The organism is Kribbella turkmenica (genome assembly GCF_004348725.1).
Lineage (GTDB): Bacteria > Actinomycetota > Actinomycetes > Propionibacteriales > Kribbellaceae > Kribbella > Kribbella turkmenica.
This window is the reverse complement of record NZ_SMKR01000020.1, coordinates 34,781-58,524: the sequence shown is the minus strand read 5'-3', so window position 1 is coordinate 58,524 and position 23,744 is coordinate 34,781. Positions and strand designations below refer to the sequence as shown.

21 protein-coding genes and 1 pseudogene are annotated in these 23,744 nt (G+C 66.7%); 9 read left to right on the top strand and 13 right to left on the bottom strand.

Going from position 1 to position 23,744, the window contains the following annotated elements; all coding sequences use genetic code 11:
• Window positions 1-11: 11 nt before the first annotated feature.
• The 3 genes from E1218_RS07015 to E1218_RS07005 all read right to left on the bottom strand — a co-directional run bounded on the left by E1218_RS07015 (window position 12) and on the right by E1218_RS07005 (window position 3,592).
• The gene (locus E1218_RS07015) at window positions 12-953 is read right to left on the bottom strand and encodes a carbohydrate ABC transporter permease (protein ID WP_132317474.1); all 942 of its coding nucleotides are present in this window, start codon (window positions 951-953) and stop codon (window positions 12-14) included.
• 26 nt (window positions 954-979) lie between these two features.
• A complete protein-coding gene (locus E1218_RS07010; protein WP_233712065.1) occupies window positions 980-2,341 on the bottom strand; it encodes an extracellular solute-binding protein in 1,362 nt (453 codons plus the stop codon).
• 219 nt (window positions 2,342-2,560) lie between these two features.
• Window positions 2,561-3,592 (bottom strand): ABC transporter permease, encoded by a 1,032-nt coding sequence (locus E1218_RS07005; protein ID WP_132317470.1) that lies wholly within the window; start codon window positions 3,590-3,592, stop codon window positions 2,561-2,563.
• Window positions 3,593-3,694: 102 nt separating this feature from the next.
• On the opposite strand from E1218_RS07005, the gene E1218_RS07000 reads away from it, so the two are divergent.
• Window positions 3,695-4,291 (top strand): TetR/AcrR family transcriptional regulator, encoded by a 597-nt coding sequence (locus E1218_RS07000; protein WP_132317468.1) that lies wholly within the window; start codon window positions 3,695-3,697, stop codon window positions 4,289-4,291.
• A 58-nt stretch (window positions 4,292-4,349) separates the two neighbouring features.
• On the opposite strand, the gene E1218_RS06995 is transcribed toward E1218_RS07000, so the two are convergent.
• Window positions 4,350-4,997, bottom strand: coding sequence for a DedA family protein (locus E1218_RS06995; RefSeq protein ID WP_132317466.1), 648 nt, complete (start codon window positions 4,995-4,997; stop codon window positions 4,350-4,352).
• Window positions 4,998-5,551: 554 nt separating this feature from the next.
• Between E1218_RS06995 and E1218_RS06985 the strand changes: the two genes are divergently transcribed.
• Entirely contained in the window at window positions 5,552-5,857 is a 306-nt protein-coding gene (locus E1218_RS06985; protein ID WP_132317462.1) for an ArsR/SmtB family transcription factor, read from the top strand.
• 98 nt (window positions 5,858-5,955) lie between these two features.
• On the opposite strand, the gene E1218_RS06980 is transcribed toward E1218_RS06985, so the two are convergent.
• Window positions 5,956-6,579: an antibiotic biosynthesis monooxygenase family protein gene (locus E1218_RS06980; RefSeq protein WP_132317460.1), complete on the bottom strand. Its 624-nt coding sequence runs from the start codon at window positions 6,577-6,579 to the stop codon at window positions 5,956-5,958.
• 83 nt (window positions 6,580-6,662) lie between these two features.
• Between E1218_RS06980 and E1218_RS06975 the strand changes: the two genes are divergently transcribed.
• Both E1218_RS06975 and E1218_RS06970 read left to right on the top strand, forming a co-directional pair.
• Window positions 6,663-7,220 carry an SMP-30/gluconolactonase/LRE family protein gene (locus E1218_RS06975; RefSeq protein ID WP_132317458.1) on the top strand — a complete coding sequence of 186 codons (558 nt, stop codon included), beginning with the start codon at window positions 6,663-6,665 and terminating at the stop codon, window positions 7,218-7,220.
• A gap of 440 nt (window positions 7,221-7,660) precedes the next feature.
• Entirely contained in the window at window positions 7,661-11,662 is a 4,002-nt protein-coding gene (locus E1218_RS06970; protein WP_165949151.1) for a golvesin C-terminal-like domain-containing protein, read from the top strand.
• A gap of 88 nt (window positions 11,663-11,750) precedes the next feature.
• On the opposite strand, the gene E1218_RS38120 is transcribed toward E1218_RS06970, so the two are convergent.
• Together E1218_RS38120 and E1218_RS06960 are read right to left on the bottom strand one after the other, a co-directional pair.
• On the bottom strand, window positions 11,751-12,269 hold the full coding sequence (locus E1218_RS38120) for a zinc-binding dehydrogenase (RefSeq protein WP_407657583.1): 519 nt from the start codon (window positions 12,267-12,269) through the stop codon (window positions 11,751-11,753).
• Window positions 12,270-12,406: 137 nt separating this feature from the next.
• Complete coding sequence (locus E1218_RS06960) at window positions 12,407-12,793, bottom strand: FadR/GntR family transcriptional regulator (RefSeq protein ID WP_233712067.1); 387 nt, start codon at window positions 12,791-12,793, stop codon at window positions 12,407-12,409.
• Between E1218_RS06960 and E1218_RS38390 the strand changes: the two genes are divergently transcribed.
• Window positions 12,707-13,009 carry an enolase C-terminal domain-like protein gene (locus E1218_RS38390; protein WP_325052814.1) on the top strand — a complete coding sequence of 101 codons (303 nt, stop codon included), beginning with the start codon at window positions 12,707-12,709 and terminating at the stop codon, window positions 13,007-13,009. The genes E1218_RS06960 and E1218_RS38390 overlap by 87 nt on opposite strands.
• Before the next feature lie 1,174 nt (window positions 13,010-14,183).
• On the opposite strand, the gene E1218_RS06955 is transcribed toward E1218_RS38390, so the two are convergent.
• Window positions 14,184-15,422 (bottom strand): hypothetical protein, encoded by a 1,239-nt coding sequence (locus E1218_RS06955; protein WP_165949149.1) that lies wholly within the window; start codon window positions 15,420-15,422, stop codon window positions 14,184-14,186.
• Between the two features lie 214 nt (window positions 15,423-15,636).
• Between E1218_RS06955 and E1218_RS06945 the strand changes: the two genes are divergently transcribed.
• Window positions 15,637-15,813: an NAD-binding protein gene (locus tag E1218_RS06945; protein ID WP_132317478.1), complete on the top strand. Its 177-nt coding sequence runs from the start codon at window positions 15,637-15,639 to the stop codon at window positions 15,811-15,813.
• Window positions 15,814-16,086: 273 nt separating this feature from the next.
• Window positions 16,087-16,143, top strand: a pseudogene (locus E1218_RS37930) (hypothetical protein); the annotation flags it as partial.
• 274 nt (window positions 16,144-16,417) lie between these two features.
• Here E1218_RS37930 and E1218_RS06935 read toward each other — a convergent pair.
• Window positions 16,418-16,726: a hypothetical protein gene (locus tag E1218_RS06935; protein ID WP_132317446.1), complete on the bottom strand. Its 309-nt coding sequence runs from the start codon at window positions 16,724-16,726 to the stop codon at window positions 16,418-16,420.
• A gap of 405 nt (window positions 16,727-17,131) precedes the next feature.
• Here E1218_RS06935 and E1218_RS06925 point away from each other — a divergent pair, with 405 nt between their 5' ends.
• Window positions 17,132-17,608, top strand: a complete 477-nt coding sequence (locus tag E1218_RS06925; RefSeq protein ID WP_132317442.1) for a hypothetical protein — start codon at window positions 17,132-17,134, stop codon at window positions 17,606-17,608.
• On the opposite strand, the gene E1218_RS06920 is transcribed toward E1218_RS06925, so the two are convergent.
• The 4 genes from E1218_RS06920 to E1218_RS06905 all read right to left on the bottom strand — a co-directional run bounded on the left by E1218_RS06920 (window position 17,605) and on the right by E1218_RS06905 (window position 22,216).
• On the bottom strand, window positions 17,605-17,955 hold the full coding sequence (locus E1218_RS06920; protein ID WP_132317440.1) for a VOC family protein: 351 nt from the start codon (window positions 17,953-17,955) through the stop codon (window positions 17,605-17,607). The two genes, E1218_RS06925 and E1218_RS06920, sit on opposite strands and share 4 nt — an antisense overlap.
• Before the next feature lie 2 nt (window positions 17,956-17,957).
• Window positions 17,958-18,779 carry a MerR family transcriptional regulator gene (locus tag E1218_RS06915; RefSeq protein ID WP_132317438.1) on the bottom strand — a complete coding sequence of 274 codons (822 nt, stop codon included), beginning with the start codon at window positions 18,777-18,779 and terminating at the stop codon, window positions 17,958-17,960.
• A 174-nt stretch (window positions 18,780-18,953) separates the two neighbouring features.
• Window positions 18,954-20,324 carry a chitinase gene (locus E1218_RS37055; RefSeq protein WP_132317436.1) on the bottom strand — a complete coding sequence of 457 codons (1,371 nt, stop codon included), beginning with the start codon at window positions 20,322-20,324 and terminating at the stop codon, window positions 18,954-18,956.
• The gene (locus tag E1218_RS06905) at window positions 20,324-22,216 is read right to left on the bottom strand and encodes a ricin-type beta-trefoil lectin domain protein (RefSeq protein ID WP_132317434.1); all 1,893 of its coding nucleotides are present in this window, start codon (window positions 22,214-22,216) and stop codon (window positions 20,324-20,326) included. The genes E1218_RS37055 and E1218_RS06905 overlap by 1 nt, the downstream gene beginning before the upstream one ends.
• A 224-nt stretch (window positions 22,217-22,440) precedes the next feature.
• On the opposite strand from E1218_RS06905, the gene E1218_RS06900 reads away from it, so the two are divergent.
• A complete protein-coding gene (locus E1218_RS06900) occupies window positions 22,441-23,664 on the top strand; it encodes a glycoside hydrolase family 16 protein (RefSeq protein WP_132317432.1) in 1,224 nt (407 codons plus the stop codon).
• The last annotated feature ends 80 nt before the right edge of the window (window positions 23,665-23,744 follow it).

Sequence of the window (23,744 nt, the reverse complement as noted above, 5' to 3'; positions counted from 1 at the left end):
CATATGTACTGTCATGCGGCCTCCGAGTTCAGTCCACGCAGGTAGATCAGCGAGAACACCGCACCGATCGCCAGCATCACCAGCGCGATCGCGGTACCGTAGCCGATCTGGGAGAAGCTGAACGCCTGCTCGTACATGTACAGCGGCAGCGTCTGGCTCTTGGTGCCGGGCCCGCCGCGGGTCATCGCGAAGATCAGGCCGAACACGCTCAGCGTCTGCAGCGTGATCAGCATCAGGTTCGTCATGATCGCCCGGCTGATCATCGGCAGCGTGACGAACAGCAGCCGCCGGAGACCGGTCGCGCCGTCCATCTCGGCCGACTCCTCGATCTCCTTCGGTACTTCGCTCAGGGCGGCGGAGTACACCAGCATCGAGAACGCCGTACCGCGCCAGATGTTGGCCAGTGACACCGCGATGATCGGTGCCGCGTACAACCAGTCCTGACCGGGCAGGCCGACCGCGTGCAACATGACGTTCAGCGTGCCTTCTTCGTTGAAGAACGCGCTGAGCAGGTACGCCGCCACGACCTCCGGCAGCACCCAGGCGCCGATGACCGCGGTGCCGACGAAGTTGCGCACGACCTTCGTGGACCTGCGCATCAGCAACGCCAGGCCGAGGCCGAGAGTGTTCTGGCCGATGATCGCGGAGATCAGCGTGAACACCAGAGTCAGCCAGATCGCGTTGGTGAACGCGCCGCTGGAGAACGCCTTACGGAAGTTGTCCAGGCCGACGAACTGCACCTCGTTGGCACCGGTGCCGGTGAGTGCCATGTTGGTGAACGCCGCGTACAGGCAGTAGATGATCGGGCCGGCCAGGAAGACCACCATCAGACCGATCGCCGGACTGAGCGGCAGCATCCTGACCAGTTTGGCGGCCCGCGGCCGTCCGCCCCGGCCGGCGTTCTTGCCGGACGGAGCAGGAGCGGCCGCGGTGGGAGCGACTGTCGTCGTCACAGGGGCAGATCCTTCGTCGGACGGGGCTACTGGCCGCCGCTGTCGGTGGTCGTCTTGTCCTTGCCGACGATCCCCTCGACCGCCTCGTCGTAGTTCTTCGCGGCCTCTTCCGGCGACGACTGCCCGGTCATCACCGCTTCCATCGCGGTGATGATCTCGTTGGAGACCTTCGGGTACTCCGCGAAGGCCGGCCGGTACACCGTGACCGACACCAGGTCGGTGAAGAACTGGGTGCTCTTCGCCGACGACTTGTAGGTCTCGTCCGAGGCGACGTCCTTGCGGACGGCGATCTGCGCGCCTTCGGTCGCGTACTTGGTCGCGTTCTTCTGGGTCTGCAGCGTCTTGATCAGGTTCCAGGCCGCGTCCGGGTTCTTCGACTTCGCCGGGATCGCCCAGGTCCAGCCGCCGGAGAGACTGACCTTGCCCTTGCCGCCGCCGTCCTGCGTCGGCATCGCGGTCTGGCCGAGCACCTCACTCCACTGCGGCCACGGCTTGGCACCGGTCTTCTGCCAGTTGCCGTAGATCCAGGAGCCGTCGAGCGCGATCGCGAGCTTGCCGCCGGGCAGCAGCTCGGTGCCGACCTTGCTGCCCATGTTCGGGTCGAGCGCCTGCTTCGGGGTCGGCGCGAGGCCCTCGGTGAAGATCGTCTTGATGAAGTTCAGCGAGTCCTTGAAGCCCTGGCTGCCGACGACCCACTTCTGCTGGTCGTGGTTGTAGAGCGAGTCCTTGGTGCCGTAGAGCAGCATCTCGAAGCCCTGCATGGCGGAGGCCTCACCCATCGGCTTCCCGGAGTACACGTTCAGCGGGACGACGCCGGGGACCTTCTCCTTGATGGTGCGGGCGGCCGAGAGCACGTCGTCCCACGTCTTCGGCTGCCAGTCGGCGGGCAGGCCTGCCTTGGCGAACAGCTGCTTGTTGTACCAGAGCGCCCGTGTGTCGGTGCCGTCCGGGATGCCGTACGTCTTGCCGTCCAGCGCCTTCGCGGCACCCTTGGCCGTGTCCTCGAACTGGCTCCACTGGTCCCAGTTCTTGATGTAGTCGTCGAGCGGCCGCAGGTAGCCCGCGGTGATGTCGGAGTTGATCAGGAAGGTGTCTTCGTAGACCACGTCCGGCGCGGTGTTCGGCGACCGCATCATCAGCTGCAGCTTGGTGTAGTAGTCGTTCTCACTGGCCACGATCGGCAGGAGCTCAACCTTCGAGCCGGGGTTGGCCGCCTCGTACTCGGCCTTGACGCCGGTGAGGAAGTTCTTCATCACCACGCCCGGGCCCCATTGCTGGTAGGCGATCTTGAGGTTCGCCGGACCGGCACTCTGCGAGCCGCCCGCCTCCGGCTCCTTGGTCGTCGAGCCCTGGCTGCAGGCCGAGACCGCCAACAGCAACGCACTCACCGCGGCGGCTGCTTTGAAACGTTTCCTTGTCACCATCACGTCCACCTTCGGGCAATCGTTGTCATACCGGTACCCCGGCCCAAAACCGCTGGGCTTTCTCGTGACCGTAGGAGTCCAGGGTGGCTCAAGTCAATGCTTGACAGACAACGTTGTCCACGTCAGGACGCACCTACGCGGTGACCGGCAGGTAACGATCCGGTCACCGCGTTGTCATGACATTCAGACAGTAGCGAATCCAGCCTCCTGACGGGCAGGTACGACGCGTCGCGACCTGACTGCGCCGAGTCCGCAGAGCACCAGTCCGGCGAGCAACCAGCTGCCCAGTACTACGAGCGGTCCGGCCGCGCCGGCGCCGTCGAAGAAGCTCACCGAACGAAGCGCCGTACCTGCGGCTCCAGGCGGCAGCAACTGGCCCAGCGCACCCCAGCCGCCCGGCAGCATCTCCGGCGCGCTCGTCAGCCCGGACAGCGGGTTGCCGAGCAGCATCATCACCGCGGCACCGAGCGCCAGCCCTGCCTGGCCGAGGAGCCATTCGAGGCCGAGCAGCGTGAGGCTGACCGCCGCGATCGACAGCGCGATGACCCCCGAGTTGGCGAGGTAGCTGCCCTCGAACGACCCGAGCCAGAACTGCAGTACGGCGGCCAACGCGAGCCCACCCGTGATGGCGAACGTCACCGCGCCGACCATCCGCTTCGTCCCGCTCCGCACGAGCTGGGTGAGCAGAGCGGCCGCCGCGATCCCGCCGAGCACGAGTGGCAGCGCGCCCGCGGCGAGGCCCGCACCCCGCGGATCGTCGGCCGGCAGCGGCACGACGTCCGTCACCTTCGCCGGCGCCTCGGGCGACAGACGCGACGCCAACTGCGTGAGGATCTGCGCGACCGCCGGAGCCCCGGCCGACGCGGTCAGCACCTCGGACTGACGCGGGTCGAGCACGATGGCGCCGTACACGTCCCGGTCCTCGATCTTCTGCACCGCAGCGGCCCGGTCCGGTACGGCGGTGACCTCGAAACCACCCGGCATCGCGTGTTCGAGGCCCTGCTCGACCTGAGCGACCGCCTGCGCGGGGCCGGCGACCGCGAGCGGGAGATCCCGCGGCTCGGACCGCGCGGCCGGCCAGGCGAACGCGATCAGCAGCACCGTGAGTAGCACGGTGAGCAGCGTGACCACCACGAGCACCGGTGGGCGCCTTGGCGTCTCGGCAGCGTGTTCGGGTGTGTGGGCGGGGTGGCGCCCGGTCAGCTGTTCGGACATGAAGGACTCCTCGAAAAACCGAATGACCGTTCTTTATTGAGTCGAGCGTGCGACATGGCACCGCGACTTGTCAAGAACGGACATTCGTTTTATGTTCCCGTCATGCCGAAGGTCACCGAGGAGCACCGCGCGGCCCGCCGCGCCCAGATCGTCGCCGCGGCCCGCCGCTGCGTGATCGAGCAGGGGTTCCACAAGACGACGATGGCCGAGGTGATCCGCGAATCCGGGCTGTCCGCGGGCGCGGTCTACGGCTACTTCAAGAGCAAGGAGCAGATCGTCGAGGCCATCGCAGAGGAGGCACTGAGCACGGTCGACGAACTGTTCGGGAAGCTGCTGGCCTCCGAGGAGCCGCTCAGCCCGCTCGCCGCGCTGGAGGCCGCGCTGAATCACGTGGTCTCGATCGCCGAGCGGCCCGGCGGCGACGTGACCCGGGTCGCGATCCAGGCCTGGTCGGAGGCGCTCCGCAATCCCGCCATCATGACGATCGCGCAGGGCAAGTACGCCCAGGTTCGCGGCCGCTTCGAGGACGTCGCCCGCCGCGGCCAGGCCGACGGCACCGTTGATCCCTCGGTCGATCCGCGCCACATCGCCCAGGCGCTCTTCGGCATCGTTCCCGGCTTCCTGCTGCAGCGACTGATCATGGGTGACGTCGCCCCCGGCACCTACACCGCCGGGCTCCGCGCCCTGTTGCGCTCCTGAACCCGCGCCCACGGTCTGGCAGAAAGAGTGATGGATCGAGACCAGCCAGGTCGAGCTGCTACTTGACCTTCTCGGAGTCCGAACGCCGGGCCCGGAGCTTGACCACAACGAACCATGTCACCGCGGCAGCCGCAGCCGCGAGCACGACCCACTGGAAGATGCCTACCGAGGACTCCACCACGTGCCACCGCTCACCGAGCTGGTAGCCGGCAACGATCAGCGCCGAGTTCCAGAGGAAGCTCCCCATCGTGGTGAGCAGCAGGAAGAACGGCACGGACATCCGCTCCACCCCCGCCGGCACCGAGATCAGGCTCCGCACCACCGGCACCAACCGACCGATGAGGACGGCTTTCGAACCGTGCCGGTTGAACCACTCCTCGGCCTTGTCCACATCCTCGATACTCAGCAGTGGCAGCTTCGCGGCCAGCGTCCTGGTCCGACGACGGCCAAGAGCGGCACCCACGCCGTACAGGGCGAGCGCACCGACGACCGACCCGAGCGTCGTGAACACAATCGCGCTGGCGAGACCTAGATCACCACGACTGGCGGCGAATCCCGCCATCGGCAGGATCACTTCGCTCGGCAGCGGGGGGAACAGGTTCTCCAGTGCCACCGCGAGCCCGGCACCCGGCGCACCGAGCTGCTCCATCAGGTCGATCGCCCACCCGGCCACACCGGTCGGTTCGGTCGCCTGCAGCGCGGTCATCATCACCTGTTTCGTCGTGTCCGTGCCGACGACGCCAGGCGCGCGGACCGGGCCCGCACAGTGCGTCCGGCCGCCGTCCTCTCCCGGGATTTCCCAGTACAGAGCTGAGGAAGCCGCAGCGTCTTCCTGTCCTGTGCCCACTACTCTCGCGGGCATGCGGGCATGGCTCCGCTGGGTTTCCGTCCTCGCAGGGCCACGTGCACGACACTCGGCCGAACGGTCGATTGATCGTTGCGCACGGCAACTTGCCGTGGCTGAGGAGCAACACGTTCCACAACGTCCGGGAGTCGCCGCAGCGATGATCAGCACCTGGTCCTGGGCGGGAGCTGGGGTTCCGCCGAGAGCCCCGCCTCGGCCATCGATAGCTCACGCCGTCGGTCGAGGAAACCCTCTCCGCCGCGTCTCGGAACCGACCGTCAGCCGTGCAGAGGTGGTCGAGGTGGTCAACGACGAGCGCCGGATCGAACGTGACCCGCACGACGGCGTACAGCGTCTCGGCGACTGCTGCGACGTACGAACAGGCATGGCTTCTGAGGCGGACGTATATTCCTCATATGGAAAGTACGTTCGAGGTGCTGGCGGAGGGTCGGCGGCGGGACATCCTGGACCTGCTGCGCGCTGGTGAGCGGCCGGTGGGTGAGCTGGTCGACGAGCTCTCGCTGAGTCAGCCGGCGGTGTCGAAGCATCTGAAGGTACTGCGGGATGCCGGGCTGGTGGAGGTTCGTCAGGACGCTCAACGCCGGTGGTACCGCCTGCGCCCGGCACCCCTTGCCGAGGTCGACGCCTGGCTCGAGCCCTACCGCGACCTGTGGCGCACTCGCCTGGACGCCCTGGAGACCCACCTCGACACCATGGACTGACCCCAGCCGCAAACGAGCGCGCCGGCCACCGGCGGGGGTGGCGCGGCTGGTCGGCGCGCGGTGGGTGGTTGCGCGTGGTCGGCGGGATGGTGGGTGGTTCAGGTGAGTTCGGGGACTCGTAGGTGGGCGAGAGAGAGTTCGAACTCGCAGACGTCGAGGACCTTGGCGCCGGCTTCCTTGGTGGTGGCGGAGCGCATGGAGGCGGCGGCTTCGCGGTTGCTGTCCATGGCTTCCTGGCTGTCGTACGTAACCGAGGAGACGGCGCGGCCGGAGGTGCGGTCGACGAGGAGGCTGGCGCTGCAGAACCCGGCCAGGTCGTCGAGTCTCGGCAGGGACGCCAGTTTGTAGACGTCGATCGACCGGTCGAGGTTCATCGGGTCGACCTGCACCCAGGTGGCACGGACGCAGGCTCCTTCACCGGAACGGTGGTCACGGTGCAGGACCGCGATCTCCCACTCCTCGACCGTCGGACTACCGCCGCCCATCAGGTCGGCGATCCGGGCGCGGACCGGCCTGAGCTCTTCGTCGGTGGCCCGCATCGCCTCCTCCGACTGCCAGGCGCTCGTAACGATGCACCGGCCGGACTCCCGGTCGGACAGCATGGACAGCCCGATACAGCCGTCCATCTCCAGGAGCATCGGCATCACTTCGTCGCGCATCTGCGCGATGCCGGCGTCGATCGACTCCGGCTTGGCGTGGATCGTGGTGGAGCGTGCGTACACGGTCCACCCCCTTTGCCTCAGGGCAGCGCCCCGGTGGCGCCACCGGTCGCACCCAACATTGCTCCGCAACCAGAGCCGTGGCAATGCCCCGGAAACCCCACGACCAGGCCTATCCGGATGTCGATCAGGCCAGCGGCACAGAGGGGAATCGGGGCCCGAACTTCAGCCCGGACGGCCGCACCCTGTACTTCGTCGACACCCTCCCGCACCGCCGCCTCGAAGCCATCACCCTGTACGACGGGACGCCGGGCGAGCGCAGCACCATCGCCGAGATCAGCGGCGGCAATCCCGACAGACTGGTGCTGGACGAGGGCTGCGTCTGGGTGGCGGTCTGGGATGCGAGCGAGCTCCGCCGGTATGCGCCGACGGGTGAGCTCCTGGCCAGGGTCGAACTGCCGGTCCCCAAACCGACCGCGGTCTGCTTCCAAGGCGGCACGCTGGTGATCACCACCGCCTCGCTCGGACTCGGTCGGCCGCCTGCCGGAATCACCTGTTCGCTGCCGACGTCGGCGTCACCGGCCCGCCGGACCGTCCCTGGCTCGGGCGGCCTTCGACCTAACACCTCGCGCGGCCGGTGGTGTCGACCGCGAACGACAGTGTCGGCTTCGAGGGCGCGGTCGGTGCCGCGCCGGCCAGTGTGAACGTCCGATACCGGCCAGATCGCACCAGTCATGTTCCTCCAGGGCTTGACGGCAGCTCTATGAAGATCAACCATCTAGTCTCTGGATATTACACCTGCATAGTCGATGTTGTATCAGGATAAGTGCCGATCTTGGGAGAGGAGGGCCATGCCTCGTATCGGACAGACAGCTGATGCCACGGCCAGAGCGAGGAGGCTGGTCCGAACGAGGCTGCTCACGGTCAGCTCGATTGATCGCCCCTGTCCCGTAGCGCGGTGCGCCAGAGTCGCATCGGGTGGCAGATGATTCCGATTGCTGTGCTCCGGTGATCGGGCCCGGCCGCCTGAGCCAACGCCTGCTGCTCGGCGAGAATGCCTGGCCGTCTCAGTCCAGGCACCTCTCTGTCGCACCCCTGCAGAAGCCACTGCACCCCTGCAATTGATACGGATGGAGATCGGGTCGTGAGTGAGACAACCCCGTCAAGTCGCCAACCCCAAGGCGGGATCTCCCGTCGCTCGGCGATCCGGCTACTGGTCGGCGCCGCCGTTTTGCCGCCCGTCGTTGATTCACTCACCGGCGTAGCGGTGGCACAGGAGGCGACTGCGCCTGGACAGGCGCCGCTGCCGTTGCCTCTGCGCCGCCTGGATAAGCCGGGCCTGACAATGGAGCCGGTCGCGACGATCGCTGGCCGGCGGCACCGCGCCACGTTTTTTCGTGCTGCTTGGGAGGGTGGCTGGACGTACGTGCGCGAGATGGAGGTGCGTGACGGTCGCGGGTGGCTGCGGGTAACGGATGCGGAATCACGCTTCGACGAACAATGGGTCGTTCTGACGGGCTCTGACGGCAATCCCAACGATTACTACACGTCGATGACGCCCAACTGGGTGAGCTTCGACTCCCTGCGCCAACTCGACGACCGAACGGTCGAACTGCGCAGCACTCCGCCGGGAGCCTACGATCTCACTGTTCGCTGGAGTCTCGTCGGCGACAATCCGGAGCTGCACTGGACCATCACGGCCGGCCGGGACAGCAACTATGTGGTCGGCTACCAATCGTTCGATGCTGTCAAGCTCGATGGCGTCGACGAAGTTCTGTGCGGAACCCGCCAGCATGCGAAGTTCGTTGAAGGCTCCAGATCACTTGGCGCCTGGGAACTGTTCGCTCCGATGTCACTGACCGAGCGGCGACTCGCCAACCGGCAAGTGACTATGGGCGTCTACGTCCCTGGTGAGGTGCTGCTGTTCGAGCACGAGCGGGAGCTCGGCCCAGATGGGCAACCCTTCGCTATGAGCCTGGGCAACGACGATCGCGACGTGCAGCCGGTCGTCTTCGCACCGCAGATCGGCAGTCGCTCGTCGCTGGCCGCTGGCGAGAGTCGCGGCTACGCGTTCGGCTTGTATGCGGCCCCCGGGTCGATGTATGACGCCTACACCGACCTGACACGCAACGAGTACGGCTATACCGACTACCGACGCAACGTCTACGAGACGTCGCTCACCGACACGGTCCACAACATTATCGACCTGATCCTGATCGAGCCAGCCCAGGACGATAGCGAGACCTTCGTGCCGTCCTTCAGCGGGTGGTGGAACCGCGGCAAGGGATTCGCTGACATCGAGAACGACCGCGCCATCCGCACGACGGTCGCATCGGCACTGCTGTCCGCCTTCTATCTCACCGGCGACACCAGGCTGTACGACAAGCGAGCCCGACCCCTGATCGAGTATCACGTGTCTCGTCCCGGCCATGGCAGCACGCCGATCATCGGCAAACCCGTTTACGGGAACCGGAACCTGTACCGGATCGGTCGCGTTTCCGGCGACGCCTCGACCCTGGTACCTATCTACGAACAAACACGTGGCCAGAACGCCGGCATCCACAACCTTGCGATGGATCTGATCAGACGGCGCCCGCCGCGCGAGGCTCGCACGCCCATGAGCAATCCATTGCAGGCATACCTTCTCACCAGGAATCCGGCCTACCTAGCCGAGTTGCGCGCCGAGGCCCGCCGTTATCTTCGCGACGAGATCATGCGCCCTTACACCACCAATCAGCCCGAGAACGGGTTCGCGTACTGGCATTCCAAGGCTTGGACCGAACTTCTGGTGACCTACGAGATCACCGGCGACCAGGACATCCTCGACGCCGCGCATCGCGAAGCCAAGAGGTTCATCACTCAGACGCAGGTGCGACCAGTCCCCGATACGACGGTGACCGTGCCGAACCAGCCGTTCATCGACAGCCAGGTGAAGATCTGGCCTGACGGAACCCTATTGCCCGACTATCCCGTCCGCACAGTCAAGAGCGAGCAAGTGCCGGCATGGATGGTGTCTACTTGCGGCGTCACCTATGAACAGTTGACCACGCTCAGGATTCCTGATGACGGCAAGAGTCCGGTCGGCGGCTTGACGTGGATACCGTGCCGGGCAGGCTTCTTACTTCGGCTTGCCGAGCACACCGGTGACCGGCTCATCCGCGACGTCGCGCACAATCTCGTCGTCGGCCGGTATACGAACTACCCCGGCTATTACAGCCGGCAGCACAGCGTGACGCAGATGAAGCCAAGGTTCCCGCTCGAGGGCCCGAACGGCGTTAGTGCAATTTACTACCACCACGCTCCCGCACAGCTCGCCATGACAGTGGACTACTTGATCTCTGAGCACGTGACGAGGTCGGCGAGCCGCATCGACTTCCCCAAGCACTTCGAGACCAATTACGTCTTCTTTCGCTATTACGTGTACGGCCACGCGCCGGGCGTCTTCTATGGAGAGGACAACGTCTGGCCGTACTTCCCGAAGGGCATCGTTGCCGTCGACAACCCGCAGGTCAACTGGTTCACCGGAATCGGCAACAATAGTTTGTACCTCAGCCTGACCAGCGAATCCGAGCACACCGAACCCGTGACGATCGGCTTGGCGACGGTGCTCACAGGGCTCGACCCCCGTCGGCGCTATGACGCCGAGATCATTCGCGACAATGGCAGCCGCACCCCTGCCACCGTACTCGGCGGAAAGCTAACCACCACCGTCTCTGCAAAGGGAATCACGGCCGTTGTCATCCGCGGGGTAGAGATCACCGTACCTTGGCATTGGACATCCGACACGACCGACCGATCCTCAAGCAGCTACCACTTCGAGGACATCGATCCCGGAAGCGACCAGGGGCTCGTCCGCGGCATGCTGCTCGTCCGGCCCGATCGGTCCGGCTACGAAGCCTACGTGCAGATCGACGTCCTGACCGAAGCGCGGATGGTGTACTCAATCGATGGCGGCGCCGAGCAGGAGGCACCGGCCAAGGTCTTCCCGTTCGAATGGACGATCCCCGTCGACGATCTGGCCAGCACCTTTACCTACAGGGTGGTGTCCGGCAACCGGAGTAGCCAGCCCCGCACACTGCGGCTGCCACCTGCGGTCACCGGCATCGTGCCGCGAGGGCAAGCCGCCTGTGGGGAATTGTCGTGCTCGCCGGACACAACGCCGGGCGACAGCGTCCGGGTTCAGGCCAGGTTGCGCAACGGGTCAGGCGCCGTCCTGGAGAGCGCATCCGTCAGCCTGTCAGTACCAGACCGTTGGTCGGTTGACGTCGCTGATCAGGTCCCGACTGAGGTTTCGGTCGATGGCACCGCGGTGTGGACGTTCGACGTCGGCGTGCCGGACGATGCGACCATCGCGAAGCACGCGCTGACCGCGCGCGCGACGTGGGCTGGCGGCTCCACCGACCTGGAAGCGACAGACATCGAGGTCATTGCGCCGCTAAAGGTCACCATGCTCACTGGTGACCCATCCGTCTTGGCGAAACCAGGCGACGCCCTCAAGATCACCGCCGCCGTCCTCAATATGGGCCCAGTCCCGCGCCGGGGCCCGCTCACGCTCACAGCTCCTCCAGGCTGGCACGTGTCCGCAGCGGTCGAGTACGACGTGCCTGGCCGTTCGGAGAGCGAGTACACATTCAGCCTCACCTCGCCAACAGCGGCGCCGCCTGGCGGCACACATCGAATCTCCGTCGCCCTACCGGACGCCCCGGCCCGCACGATCACCGTTCTGATCGCCAGCAGGGAGATCGTCGTTGACGACAGCCACTCGTGGCCCACCTACACCGAAACGGGCTGGTGGAATCCTAGCGGCCTGGTCGGCTGGAACGGAACCAGCCGATACAGCGAGGAAGGCAAGCTTGGAGGAACGGCGACCTGGCGGCCCGACCTTCCCAACGACGGTATCTACGACGTTGCCGTCTGGTACCCGACCAATCCCGCCACCACTACCGCAGCCGTTTACCAGGTACATCACGCCGACGGCGAGGAAGAGTACGCCGTCAATCAGCAGCAAGACGCCAACGGGTGGCGACACCTCGGCCGGTACCGTTTCGCCGCTGGCACGGACGGCTACCTCCGCCTGGTGGTCCGCAACTCGGGATTTCATCGCGCCGACGCCGCCCGGTTCGAGCTGGTCGTAGCGGCTGAGTGAGTAAGGAGACATCGTGAAGAACATGCTGATCGCCACCGTCGAGACCATCCCCATGCGCATCGGCCTCGACGGCCGGGGAGTGTCGACCTCAAGACCACTGGTCCGCACCAGCCCCGACGTCGAGGCGATCCACCAACGGAAAGGTGTCCGACGTCGTCAGCGTGCACACGCAGGTACTTGCCTTGTTCGCCGGCGTTGGGTCCGAGGTCAGGCAGCGCCACCTCGCTCGGCTGCTGTCGTCCACGACGAACCGGTCACTGGCCACGTCCAGCGCAGCGTCGCCACCTTTGACTCCCAAGATGGCGACCGTGCCGCCTCGCCGGGCACAATCGATGGCGAGTCGCGCCGTCCCGGGCGCCCCCGCGCATTCGACCACGACGTCAGCTGGTGGTGCGTTATCCCCAGTGCCGTCACCAACCTGGTGTACGTCGTCAGCTGCCAGCTTCTGAGCGAACGCCAAGCGCTTCTCGTCCAGCCCCAGTACCTGAACGGCCGCGGCGCCAAGCGCTCGGGCAACTTGCGCGGCTAGCAGCCGCGCGGTGCCATCGCCGACGACGGTGATCGTCCGGCCCGCCAGCGGAGGACACCTTAAGGATGCGTGACACACCACCGCGGTCGGCTCCGGCAATGCTGCGACGTCCAAGCCGACAGTCGGCGGTAGGTGGCAACGCTTGATCGGCGCGGAGAACAACGTACTCCGCCAAACCGCCAGGCGCCGTGAACCCCACCTCACCGTAGCCGCGTTCACACAGCTGAACCTGGGCTCAGGTGAGAACGCATCGCCTTCTCGGCTCCACCGACGTCGCGGTCGCGCACTGCCTGCAGGACGGCTCTGTGGGCGTCGACCACCTCGTCGAAAGAGTCACCACGTGCGAAATAACCCTTGTAGCTGGCGGCGAAACTGCGGCGCAGTGATTGCTCGAACCCACCAAGCACGAACGCGAGCAACTTGCTGCCACTTGCCATTGCCATGCCTTCATGGAATGCCACGTCAGCGTCATGGAACCGCTGCTCCCGCGTTGGTTCCCTCCAGCGCGACAGCATCTGCATCTGTGCAATCGCCTGCTCAAGGGTGGTCAGCGTCGCGCGGCCAACCGTGCGCGCGGCACGGCCAGCGGCAAGCGCCTCCAACGACTGCCGGATCTCGCACAACTCAAGCAAGTCGCCTACGGCGTCGCGCTAGCCCCACACTGCCCACTCGGCCCCATCGCGCTTGCCGCCAGCCTGCAGGTCGACCTCGCAGCGCCGAAGTTCTTGATCCAGGAACAAAGCCTCGGCATCCGCTACAACGCCAACAGCGACCTCCTCGACTACCTCGTCGGACCCCGCCGTCTTCAAGTTCGTTGACGGACACATCACGCGACCATCCGGCCCCGGCCTAGGCATCGACATCGACGAAAACGCCGTCCGCGAGGCCGCACAACACCACCACTGGCACGCTCCCGTTTGGCGACACCGCGACGGTTTCCCACGCCGAATGGTGACTGACACATAGAAGGGTTGGATCCCGGGGTGGGGTCCACCGCCGCCCACGTGATCATCGCAGAGATCGGGCTGGACATGACCCGCTTCGCCACCTGTGCTCGTGGGCCGGTTCGCCCCCGGAACCAAGGAATCGGCCAGCAAGACCGACACCTTCCTCGACGAACGCTACCGGCGCATCGCCCTCCCTTATGTCCGTACTCCTGGTGGTGTGCCACGACCGGCCGCCGTGACGAGACTGGCCCGGGCCCGCCGCAGGGTCGGGCTATCGCTCGATTAGTTGCCGCTCACCGATGCGTACGTGGACTGTCGATGTCAGCGGGTCGACCTCGAGTGTGCCGGTGGCACCGGTCGAGTCCTCCCATTGCGCGGTCCAGGTCGTCGCGGAACCGCGTAGGCCTGGTTCGGTTGCCCCCTGCTGGTGCGCTCGTACAGATGCCCACACGAGGGGGACTCCCGCACACCGAGGGACGGCTTGTATGGATCGCCTGGTGTGTCACAGGTGACGGTGCTCCCGTCACCCAGATCCCACACTGCCTCCTCGACCTGAGCGGTCACTATCACCGTGACCGAACCTTCGGAGCCGCCGTCGGTGATCGGCCCCCACGTCGTCGGGCCCGGATTCTGCACCCACATCCACGCCGGCGCACCAACGAGATCCATCGAGTCCGCAACGTGCTCGATCGGCTTCGGCGCCATGCCGATTTCGACGGGCGCGACGTTCATCCCAACGAGCACGGTCCCGGGCGAGCTCTCTTGGATTGACCACAGGCGGAGCGCTCGGACCGTTGGGGAGCCACATGTAGCCCGCCGCTCCCCATGAGACTTCCCCGACGGCTCCGGCCAGCTTCCCCCCGTGATAGATCCAGCCGTCGTCAGGATCGCCTTCCCATATCCCGTAGTAGATGCTGCCTGGCCGATTCAACGCGCCACCTGGCCGAACGTCGTCGATGTCCTCAGCCGGCAACCCGCCCTGACCCAGGTGATCGACAGGGAGTCACCAGTCATCGGGTGGTGACTTCCTGTCAATCACGGGGACTCAGCTGATGTCGATGCTGATCGGGTAGCGGACCAGGTCGCGGTTGAATCCGGCGCAGTAGGTGATCTTGGTCGCGTAGATGTACGCCGTCGATCCGGTTGTGTTGAAGTTGATCGAGGTGCTGTCGGGGTCGAGCAACGACGGGTACTGGTATCGCTCGACGCCCGGATGGGTGCCGCAGCTCTCCCCGAACTGACCATACCGGGGGAGGTCCATGACGGTCTGCGGCGTCGACCAGTTGGTCAGGTCCGACGACGTCGATGCGCGGACAACCGTCTTGGTAACCCCGCCCTCGGTGATCGCGACGTGGGAGATCGCGAGATAGAGGTCATGGCCCTCGACCTTGATAAGACTGCGGATCGGTGAGCCGATCCCCGTGGCGACCCCGGTGCATTCGTGCGCCGCGGGGTCACCCGGCGCCACGGGGTAGGGACTGGCGAATTCGACGCTGAAGCCGCCGACGGCGCCGACCCAGGCCCGCCAGGACGCTGGGTCGGCGATGTTGTTCGTGCGGATCAGGCAGCTGCCTTCCCTCGCCGGCCAGTCGTACGACAGCATGGCGTAGAGGTAGCCGTCGTCTCCCTCGACGATGTTCGACGGCACGAACGTGCCGAGACGGTCGGACCGGTTGGCGTCGAACTGGTAGGGCGGGCCGGCGACGAACCGCGGGGTCCCCTGCGGCGGCGAGGTGAACGAGTAGCCGCCGTCGGTCGACGTCGCCTGGACGGTGGTGCCATACCAGCACTGGCCTTCGACGACGCAGTCCTTGTTGGGGTAGTGGTCGGGGTGGTAGTCCATGGCCACCAGCGCGTGGATGGTGTCGCCATCGGTGTAGAACGTCTCCAGCCAGCCGCGGTTGTCGTAGGTGTCCGGCTCGGGGCTGTTGCCGGCCTCGTAGATCATGTGCGCGCAGTCGCGCTCGACGTCGTTCAGGGTCGGACCGATCGAGGCCCAGTGCCGGTGGTGCGTCGCGATCAGGTGGACGTCGCCAGCGGAGTCGCGGAACGCCCGGGCCGCGGCGTCGGGAAGGTCGCCTGTCGCACTCGTGTCACACGAGCCGCCCACCGGGGCGTCGTAGTCGAAGACCGTCTCCCTGGGGCCGGTGACGGCGAAGCTCACGGCCAGCGGAGCGGCGGCTGGGCTCGGGGTGTCTGCCGCCGCCGCCGTGGCGGCAGTCGCGGCCAAGGCCAGGGCGGACGCGATGAGGGCGAACTTCCGGGCGCCATAACGAAGGCTCATCTCGTCTCCTCATCCGTGGGGCGGTGAACGGTCATTTGAGCGAGGATTGCAGTACCGCACTGCGGATGTTACATCTGCAATACGGCACTGTCTAGTAGATGCTGGCCAGTCCTCCGCAAGCGGCCTGTAAGGTCCTGGTCGCGACTCTCCAACCGACCGCGGTGCCCAGCGCCACTTATCACCGCAATGTGACGTCGCCGAGGTCCGCTCGCGGCTGGACGTCTTCGTCAAGGACATAGGGATCGTCACGTCGCTCGCCCGCGAGGCGCACGTCGCGACGCCGATCGCGTCCGCCGCCCAACAGCTTTACCTCCTTGTTGAGAACGCGGGCCTCGGCCCGCACGACGACCCGAGTGTCGTGCTCGCCCTCCGGCGTGCCGACTGGGCCTGACGCGTCGATCCGGTTTACACCCGCCCCGCTGACGCGCGTGGCCCTATCGGCGAGCAATCGGCCGTCTCGCGAATCTGCAGGCCGTCCCTGAGTTGCGCGCTCTCGCCAGCATCGGCTCGAACCAGATACCACCACCACCGTGAACGCGGAGACGCCATCATGACCGCCACCGCCGTCGCGGGCCGATCAGCCTCGTGCTCGCCGGCGTCTAGGGCGACTTCGACGAACCCATGACGATCGCCGAGGTGGCCGACCTGCTGGACATCTCCCCGCACGCTGCGGTACTGCGAGCGGGCGGGCTTGGTCCACGTCGACCGGGACAGCAGCGGCCACCGCCTCGACATGCTTCTGCAGCATCGCGACACCATCCGTCGCCAGCTCCGCGAACTGACCTCTCGTTCTGCCGCGACCGAGTACAAGATCGCTACCTACGGTGGCCACACCGGCGACTGAACTCTACGGGCGGTTGGGAATTGAAAACAGGACGGGCCCGGAGCAGAAGGAGTCGCAAAGCGCTCCAGCATCCCGACCGGCCACCACCAAGTCTACGAACCCCACAGCGGCCGCGCGCCCTGAGGAGGCAGGCGCCCCTGGTCCCGTCTGATCAAGGGGATGGTGCGAGCAGGATGTGGACTCCGGCCTCGCGTTCGAGTCGGCGTCGTTGATCCTGATCGAGGTCATCGGGTGTCGAGATCACGACTGCGGAGACGCCGTGAAGTTCGGCCAGCCCGATCAGCCGGTCGAGCTCCGACCGAGCCTGGTCGAAGTCCTCGCACAAGATGGAGTCCATCGCGAATCCCTCGCGGGCGGCGAAGTCGGTGAACCTGCGTCTGATGGCGGCCTTCTCGGGCGCGGTGGCGAAGAAGATCTCGCGGAAGTAGCCGATCAGCAGTGGGCGGGTGTGATCGGCCATCTCAGGTCTTCCTCGCCTCCGGTGAAGGGGAGGCCGCGCCAAGCACATCGTTGGTGACTCGCAGTCCGGCGAACCGCCTGCGCATTGCCTGCTCGTAACGGGCGGCAAGCGGAGCTTCAGCGACGTACTGCGCGATGACGTGCTCGCCGAACCAGACTCGGACTCTACGCCGGTTCAGGCGGCTCCCATCAAGTGCGGTCGCCGTCACTGCTCGTTCACATCTTCGGCCAGGTCAGCAAGGAACCCGCCGATGCCTGCCGCAGCAAGCAGGCACAGCAATGCGAAGACGACTTCGTACAAGTGCACTTCTTCTCCCCTGCCTCAAGCGCGGCCATCGAGACCCCGGTGGCCGCGGTAGTGATCGCTGAGCACGCCCAAGGCTGGCGGTGAGGTGCCGGTCGGGCCGTGGTGCAGCTGATGCTGCCCAAGATCGTCCGCATGGCCCGGTCGCAGCAACGCGGCTTGGTTCCCTTCGAGGACGCGGTTAGCCGAGTAGTCGCAGCAATGTGGGAGCAGATCATGTGCGAACCATTGCCGAGTGCAACCCTCCGAGCGCTGATCGGCGACCGAGGCCGATACCAACGCGCGATCAACGAGCTCCAACGGCATCTGCTGGTCACCACAGCCGGCGTTCACGAGGCCGGATCCGGCTGGCCTGCCGCGTTGATCGCGCTGACCTGCGACCAGTTCGACGTCGGCGGCGGGACCGACCACGCAGGAGTGGCCGCGCAGTTCCTCGACACGATGCTGGAGACCACGCCCGGCGAGCTCGGCCGCGCCTTCCGGTGGCCGGCGACGCAGGCACGAGCCTGCCTGGACGAGTTGGTCGACGCCGGCCGGGCGACGTACGACGGAACCCGGTACTACCCGCCGAGCCGCTAGCGCAGTTCGGCGAGGTCGAAGAGGTTGCCCTCCGGGTCGGCGAACGTGATCCAGTGCGTGTCGAACTCGTCGTACTCGTCGAGCCGCTTGGCGCCGAGGCCGACGAGGCGGTCGACCTCTGTGGACCACTCGGCGGTGACGAGGTCCAGATGGATGCGGTTCTTGCCGCTGCGTCCCTCGGGCACCTTGATGAACATCAGCCCGGTGCCGTCACCCGACCGGCCCACGGTGGCGACGAACTCGTTGCCGTAGTCGTCGACCGGCTCCTGGAGCACACCCGACCAGAACTCGGCCAGGGCGCGCGGGTTGTCGCTGTCGAAGGTGACTTGGGCGATGGAGGTGGACATGTTCAGCCTTTCGGTGCGGGGATGCGCTGGATCGGCCAGCAGATCTCGGTTCGCCAGGCGGCCGGGTCGTCGACGTCGCCCGGACTGACGACGTACAGCTCCCGGATCGGCCCGGGGGCGACCTGACAGTGTTCGGCGACGTGACTGCCGAGCGCGCCGTAGGTGCGGTCGAAGTCGTTCAGCGGACCGCTGTGTACTCCGATCGCGAAGAATCCACCTGGGAGGTCGACGATCTCGACCCCGTCGGCCGGCACCTGGTCGGGCGCGACCGGGAGGAACGCGACCACCTCGCCGGTGTCCTCGGTGAAGAAGTCGTCGCTGTACGTCGCTCCCGGCGTCGCGAGGATCCCGTACTCCGCACCGATCGCCCCGAGCCGGCCGAAGGTCCGCTCGCACCACGGCCCGATCTGCTCGCGTTCCACCTGATCGCGGACGCCGTACGCGCGGAACGCGGGGACGAAACGGTAGTCGACGTCCAGGGCCGGCTGCCCCGGGGTCAGCATCTCGCGCAACGACGTGACGACGTCCCGGGTGTGCGCGAGCTCCTGCTCCATCCGCTCGAGGTGAGCCCGCAGGGTCTCCTCGCGGCGGGCGCTGTCGGGCGTCTCCACGAGCTCACGGACCTCCGCCAGTGGCATCCGGAGCTCCCGGAGCCGCCGGATCAGCAGTGCCGTGTCGACCTGCGTGGTGCCGTACCGCCGGTAACCCGACGACGGGTCGACCGAGACCGGCGCGAGCAGGCCGATCTCGTGGTAGTGGTGCAGTGTCTTCACGCTCAGATGCGTCAGGCGGGAGAACTCCCCCACCGTCACCAAAGCCGCCATGTCCCTAACCTCCACCCTCCGGTAACCGGAGAGTCAATTCATACAGAGAGCCCCCGCGACGCTGCGTCGCGGGGGCGGCAAGGCGCTGACTGCGGTGAGCCCGGCGCCCGGCGAGGTGGTGACGAGAGGCGCGGTCGCGGGTGGGGGCGAGCTGGCGGGGCCCGCCCCCTTTCGTCAGCCGCGGTAGCGGCCGATGACCTTGGTGTAGTCCCAGGGTTGCTGGGGGACGCCGCTGCAGCTGTCGGCGGGACCGCCGGTACAGGGGCGGTCGCGGTTGACCGACCAGAAGGTGAAGCGGGCCAGGTGGTGCTGGGACGCGTACGCCAGCATGGACTCGAAGTCGGACAGGTTGACACGCTCACCGGCGACGTCGGTGACGCCGTTCATCGAGGAGATGCCGATCTTGCGGTACGCCGCGTCGTCGCTCAGCCCGTAGGCGTCGCGGACCCGGTTCTTCAGCCCGTCGGCCGCCTGCCGGGTCAGCGTGGCCATGTTCGTCGAGCCGCCGCCGAAGTTGAACGGCATGATCACCCAGCCGTCCAGGTTCAGCCCGGAGGCCGCACCGCGCCGGATCAGGTCCTGACCGTCGCTGTCCGGCCCGGTGGTCGACGTACCGAAGGTCAGGTAGGTCGCGATCCCCGGGTTGTTCTGCTCGACGATCTTCAGCGCGTCGATGACCCGCTGCCGCACCGTCGCATTGGTGAACTCGCCGGCCTCGATGTCCACGTCGATCGCCTTCAGCGACAGGGCGTTGATCACCTTCTGGTACGCCGCCGCCAGCTCGCCGGCACTGCCGCAGCTCTGGCCGAGCTTGTTTCCGGACCAGCCGCCGACCGAGACGACGACGTCGCCGCCGTTCGCGCGGATCGCGGTGATCGCCTGCTGGTCGACACCACCGGTGAGCGGACGCTGCCCGTCCCACATCGGGTTGCAGTACCCGTTGGACAGGATGAACGCCATCGTGAACCACTTCACCCCGGTCGCGTTCATCACGGTCGCGGGATTCGGCGGGCTGCCCCAGCCCTGGTAGAGGTACGGCGCCGCCGCCATCGGCGCGCCACCCGTCGGCGGCGGGCCGTCGTCGGCCGGCGGCGCGTTCCACTTCTGGTTCGCGGCACCGGTGCACGACCATAGCTGCAGCGGCGTCGCGTTCGCCGAGTTGTTGCCGGTGACATCGAGGCACTTGTTCGCCTGCGGGTTCACCAGGTCGTGTCCGGACGTGTACGTCCACTGCTGAGCCGCGGTCCCGTTGCACGTCCACAGCTGCACGCGCGCGCCGTTCGCGGTGGAGCCACCGCTGACGTCGAGACACTTGCCCAAGGCCCGCAACGTGCCGTCGCTCGACCGGGTCCACGACTGCGCCGCCGTCCCGTTGCAGTCATACAGCTGTACGACGGCGCCGTCCGCACTGTTGGCTCCGGCAACATCGACGCACTTCGCGGCCAGCCCGGTGATCGTCCCGGTCGCCGCCCGCGCGGGAGTCGCCGTGACGAGCAGCCCCGCGCCCAGCACGAAGGCCGCGGCCACCGCCGCTGCCCGGCGCATCAGACGTTCCACTTCTGGTTCGCCGCGCCCGTGCAGGTCCAGATCTGCAGCGGCGTCGCGTTCGCGGAGTTGTTGCCGGTGACATCGAGACACTTGTTCGCCTGCGGATTCACGAGATCTCTCCCGCTCGTATAGGTCCATTGCTGGGCCGCACTTCCGTTGCACGAGTAGAGCTGGACGCGAGCGCCGTCGGCGACGGAGCCGGCGCTGACATCGAGACACTTGCCGAGCGCGCGGATCGTCCCGTCACCGGGCCGGGTCCACTGCTGGGCCGCCGTACCGTTGCAGTCGTAGAGCTGGACGGTGGTGCCGTCCGCGCTGTTGGCGCCGGCGACGTCGACGCACTTGCCGGCCAGCCCGGTGATCGGCGTACCCGTGCCGCCACCACTTTGCGAACCCGTCCAGGTGAACGTCGCGGACGTCTTGGTCGGCAGGGTGTAGACGAACGACTGCGATCCCCAGTTGACCCGCACCGACTGCGAGCTTCCGGTGGCGTTGAACGCGATCAGCGCCTTCGAGCCGTCCGGGTTCTTCCAGGCCACGTTCTTCACCGAGTTGTTCGCGGTGGACTCGATCCGGACCGCGCCCCGCTTCACGAACTTCGTCAGGTGACCCATCGTGTAGTACTCGACCGTCTTGTCGACCTGGCCCGCGCGGCTGCCGCCACGCTGCACCGTCACCAGACCCGTGCACACGTTGCAGCCGGCACCGACGTACGGCAGGTGATTCTGGTCGAGGGCGAGGCTCCACTTCACCCAGGACCTGCTCCAGTTCCTGGTGTAGTCGATCAGGTTGTTCATGTCCTCGACCTGCTGGTTCGGGATCCAGGTCCCGCCGGAGTGCTCGGTCATGTAGTGGTTCACGGCCGGGTACTGGTTGTGCACCTGGGTCTGCAGGTTCACGTCACCGCCGTACCCGTGCCAGGCGATCCCGCCGAACAGCGGGTCGTTGCGCAGCGCGGCGTCGGCCAGCGGCACCGAACCGAGGTCGTTGTAGTTGCCCCAGTTGTAGTCGAGGATCATCACCTTGGTGGTGATCCCGGCCGCCCGGAACGCGGGGATCAGGTGGTTCTTGGTGAACTCGAGCAGGCCGGAACCGTTCCAGTTCATCGACGCGTAGCCGGTGTCGTCGGTGCCGCAGCAGGTCGGCTCGTTCTGCACCGACACGTAGTCGATGTGGTTGCCCTGGGCCTCGTTCTGCTGGACGTACCTGACGAAGTACTGGGCGTACATCGGGTAGTACTCCCACTTCAGCCAGCCGCGGTTGGTGAACTTGTTGTTGTCCTTCATCCAGGCCGGCGAGCTCCACGGCGCGCCCTTCACCTTCAGCGCCGGGTTCAGCTGCCGGGCCTGCTTGGTCAGCGGTACGACGTCGGTCAGGTCGTGGCCGATGCTGAAGTCGTTCAAGTCGCAGCAGGTGTCGTCGTAGGAGTAGTTGAACCGGGCCAGGTCGGAGGCACCCATCGGGTTGCGGACGAAGGCCAGACCGATCCCGTCGACCGGGTCGAACAGGTCCTTCATCACCTGGTTGCGGGTGGCCGCGGTGATCGTGTTGCTGCTGTTCAGCAGCCAGGCGGCGCTGTCCGTGAACGACGCGCCACCCCCTTCGAACGACTGGTACGTCGTGTTCTCGTCGACCGTGATCGTCTGGTTCGCGGTCCCGCCGGCCGGGCCGAAGGTGACCGGCGCCTGCGGCTGCAGACCGCGGGTCACGGTGCGGCCGGCGGAGTCGTTGGTGGTGGTCAGCCAGATGTTGACCTGCTCGCCGGCGGCCTGCGCCGGTGGCGGATTTCCGACACTGAGTCCGGCGGCGACGCAGGCGGCTGCGACGGCGGCCGGCAGGAGGCGTCGTCGCCAGGGGCGGGCACGACGAAGGGTCCCGTTCGCGGGCATGGGGCGGTTCTCCCTTGGCTGGAAGGGTTTCAGGGGTTCCGGCGTCTGCCCGCGCCGCAACAGGTGGTCAGCACGAGGTAACCATCGGTACACAAGAGTGTCAACGGCGTGCCACGACTTCTTTCAGGTCTTGTATTTAGTCCCGACCTTGACGTGAAAGCGTTCTCACAGCAAGATCCGGCCCAGCCCTGTCTCCCGACCGCCCCCGCGAGAAATGAGGCATCATGAAGCGTTCCCGCATCACGGCGCTCGTCGCGATCGGTGCCGCCCTGGTCGGCGCCGCACTGCTCCAGGCCCCCGCCAACGCCGATCCCCAGGAGGCCGCCGCACCGACGGCGATCATCTGGGAGGACAACTTCGACGGCCCGGCCGGCCAGGCGCCGGACCAGACCAGGTGGCGCTACGACATCGGCGGCTCCGGCTGGGGCAACAACGAGCGCCAGTACTACACCAACAGCACCCGCAACTCCGCCCTCGACGGCAACGGCAACCTGGTGATCACCGCCCGCCGGGAGAGCGGCGGGCACCAGTGCCACTACGGCACCTGCGAGTACACGTCGGCGCGGTTGCTCACCGCGCAGACCTTCACCCACACGTACGGGCGCTTCGAGGCGCGGATCAAGATTCCCCGGACCCAGGGGATCTGGCCGGCGTTCTGGATGCTCGGCGGCGGCAACTGGCCGAACGACGGCGAGATCGACATCATGGAGAACATCGGCCGCGAGCCGGCGACCGTGCACGGCACGCTGCACGGACCGGGGTACTCCGGCGCCGGCGGCATCGGTGCGTCCTACAACCACCCGAACGGCTGGGCGTTCGCCGACGACTTCCACACCTTCCGGATCGACTGGGAGCCGAACTCGATCAAGTGGTTCGTCGACGGCGTCCAGTACCAGCACCGCACGCCGGCCGACCTCGGCGGCCGGACCTGGGTCTTCGACCACCCGTTCTTCATGATCATGAACGTCGCGGTCGGCGGGAACTGGCCCGGCTACCCGGACGGGACGACCGTGCTGCCGCAGACGATGACGATCGACTACGTCCGCGTCTCCACGATCGGCAGCAGCTCCGGCGGTACGCCGATCACCGGCCTGGCCGGCAAGTGTGTCGACGTCGCCGCGGCCGCCACCGCGGACGGTACGCCGGTCCAGCTCTACGACTGCAACGGCACCAACGCCCAGCAGTGGACCCGGCCGGGCGACGGCACGATCCGGGCCCTGGGCAAGTGCCTCGACGTGAACGCCGGATCGGTTGCCGACGGCGCCAAGGTCCAGCTCTGGACCTGCAACGGGACCGCCGCCCAGCAATGGGTCTACACCTCCGGCCGCGACCTGGTGAACCCACAGGCGAACAAGTGCCTCGATGTCACCGGCAACAACTCCGCCAACGGGACCCCTTTGCAGCTCTGGACCTGCACCGGCGCCGCCAACCAGAAGTGGACCGTCTGATCCCGTTCTGATGGGTTGGCCCACCAGAAGGCGGGTTGGCCCACCGGAATCCGGGTGTGAAACCCACACGCTGGTGGGTC

What these genes read in the sequence shown, in the direction of transcription:
- E1218_RS06920 (WP_132317440.1), bottom strand. Translation starts at nt 17,955, where the DNA reads ATGTCCACCTCCATCGCCCAAGTCACCTTCGACAGCGACAACCCGCGC.
- E1218_RS06905 (WP_132317434.1), bottom strand. Translation starts at nt 22,216, where the DNA reads ATGCCCGCGAACGGGACCCTTCGTCGTGCCCGCCCCTGGCGACGACGC.
- E1218_RS06985 (WP_132317462.1), top strand. Translation starts at nt 5,552, where the DNA reads ATGGAAAGTACGTTCGAGGTGCTGGCGGAGGGTCGGCGGCGGGACATC.
- E1218_RS07005 (WP_132317470.1), bottom strand. Translation starts at nt 3,592, where the DNA reads ATGTCCGAACAGCTGACCGGGCGCCACCCCGCCCACACACCCGAACAC.
- E1218_RS06955 (WP_165949149.1), bottom strand. Translation starts at nt 15,422, where the DNA reads ATGAGCCTTCGTTATGGCGCCCGGAAGTTCGCCCTCATCGCGTCCGCC.
- E1218_RS06915 (WP_132317438.1), bottom strand. Translation starts at nt 18,779, where the DNA reads ATGGCGGCTTTGGTGACGGTGGGGGAGTTCTCCCGCCTGACGCATCTG.
- E1218_RS06995 (WP_132317466.1), bottom strand. Translation starts at nt 4,997, where the DNA reads ATGACCGCGCTGCAGGCGACCGAACCGACCGGTGTGGCCGGGTGGGCG.
- E1218_RS06900 (WP_132317432.1), top strand. Translation starts at nt 22,441, where the DNA reads ATGAAGCGTTCCCGCATCACGGCGCTCGTCGCGATCGGTGCCGCCCTG.
- E1218_RS07000 (WP_132317468.1), top strand. Translation starts at nt 3,695, where the DNA reads ATGCCGAAGGTCACCGAGGAGCACCGCGCGGCCCGCCGCGCCCAGATC.
- E1218_RS06975 (WP_132317458.1), top strand. Translation starts at nt 6,663, where the DNA reads ATGCCCCGGAAACCCCACGACCAGGCCTATCCGGATGTCGATCAGGCC.
- E1218_RS37055 (WP_132317436.1), bottom strand. Translation starts at nt 20,324, where the DNA reads ATGCGCCGGGCAGCGGCGGTGGCCGCGGCCTTCGTGCTGGGCGCGGGG.
- E1218_RS06935 (WP_132317446.1), bottom strand. Translation starts at nt 16,726, where the DNA reads ATGGCCGATCACACCCGCCCACTGCTGATCGGCTACTTCCGCGAGATC.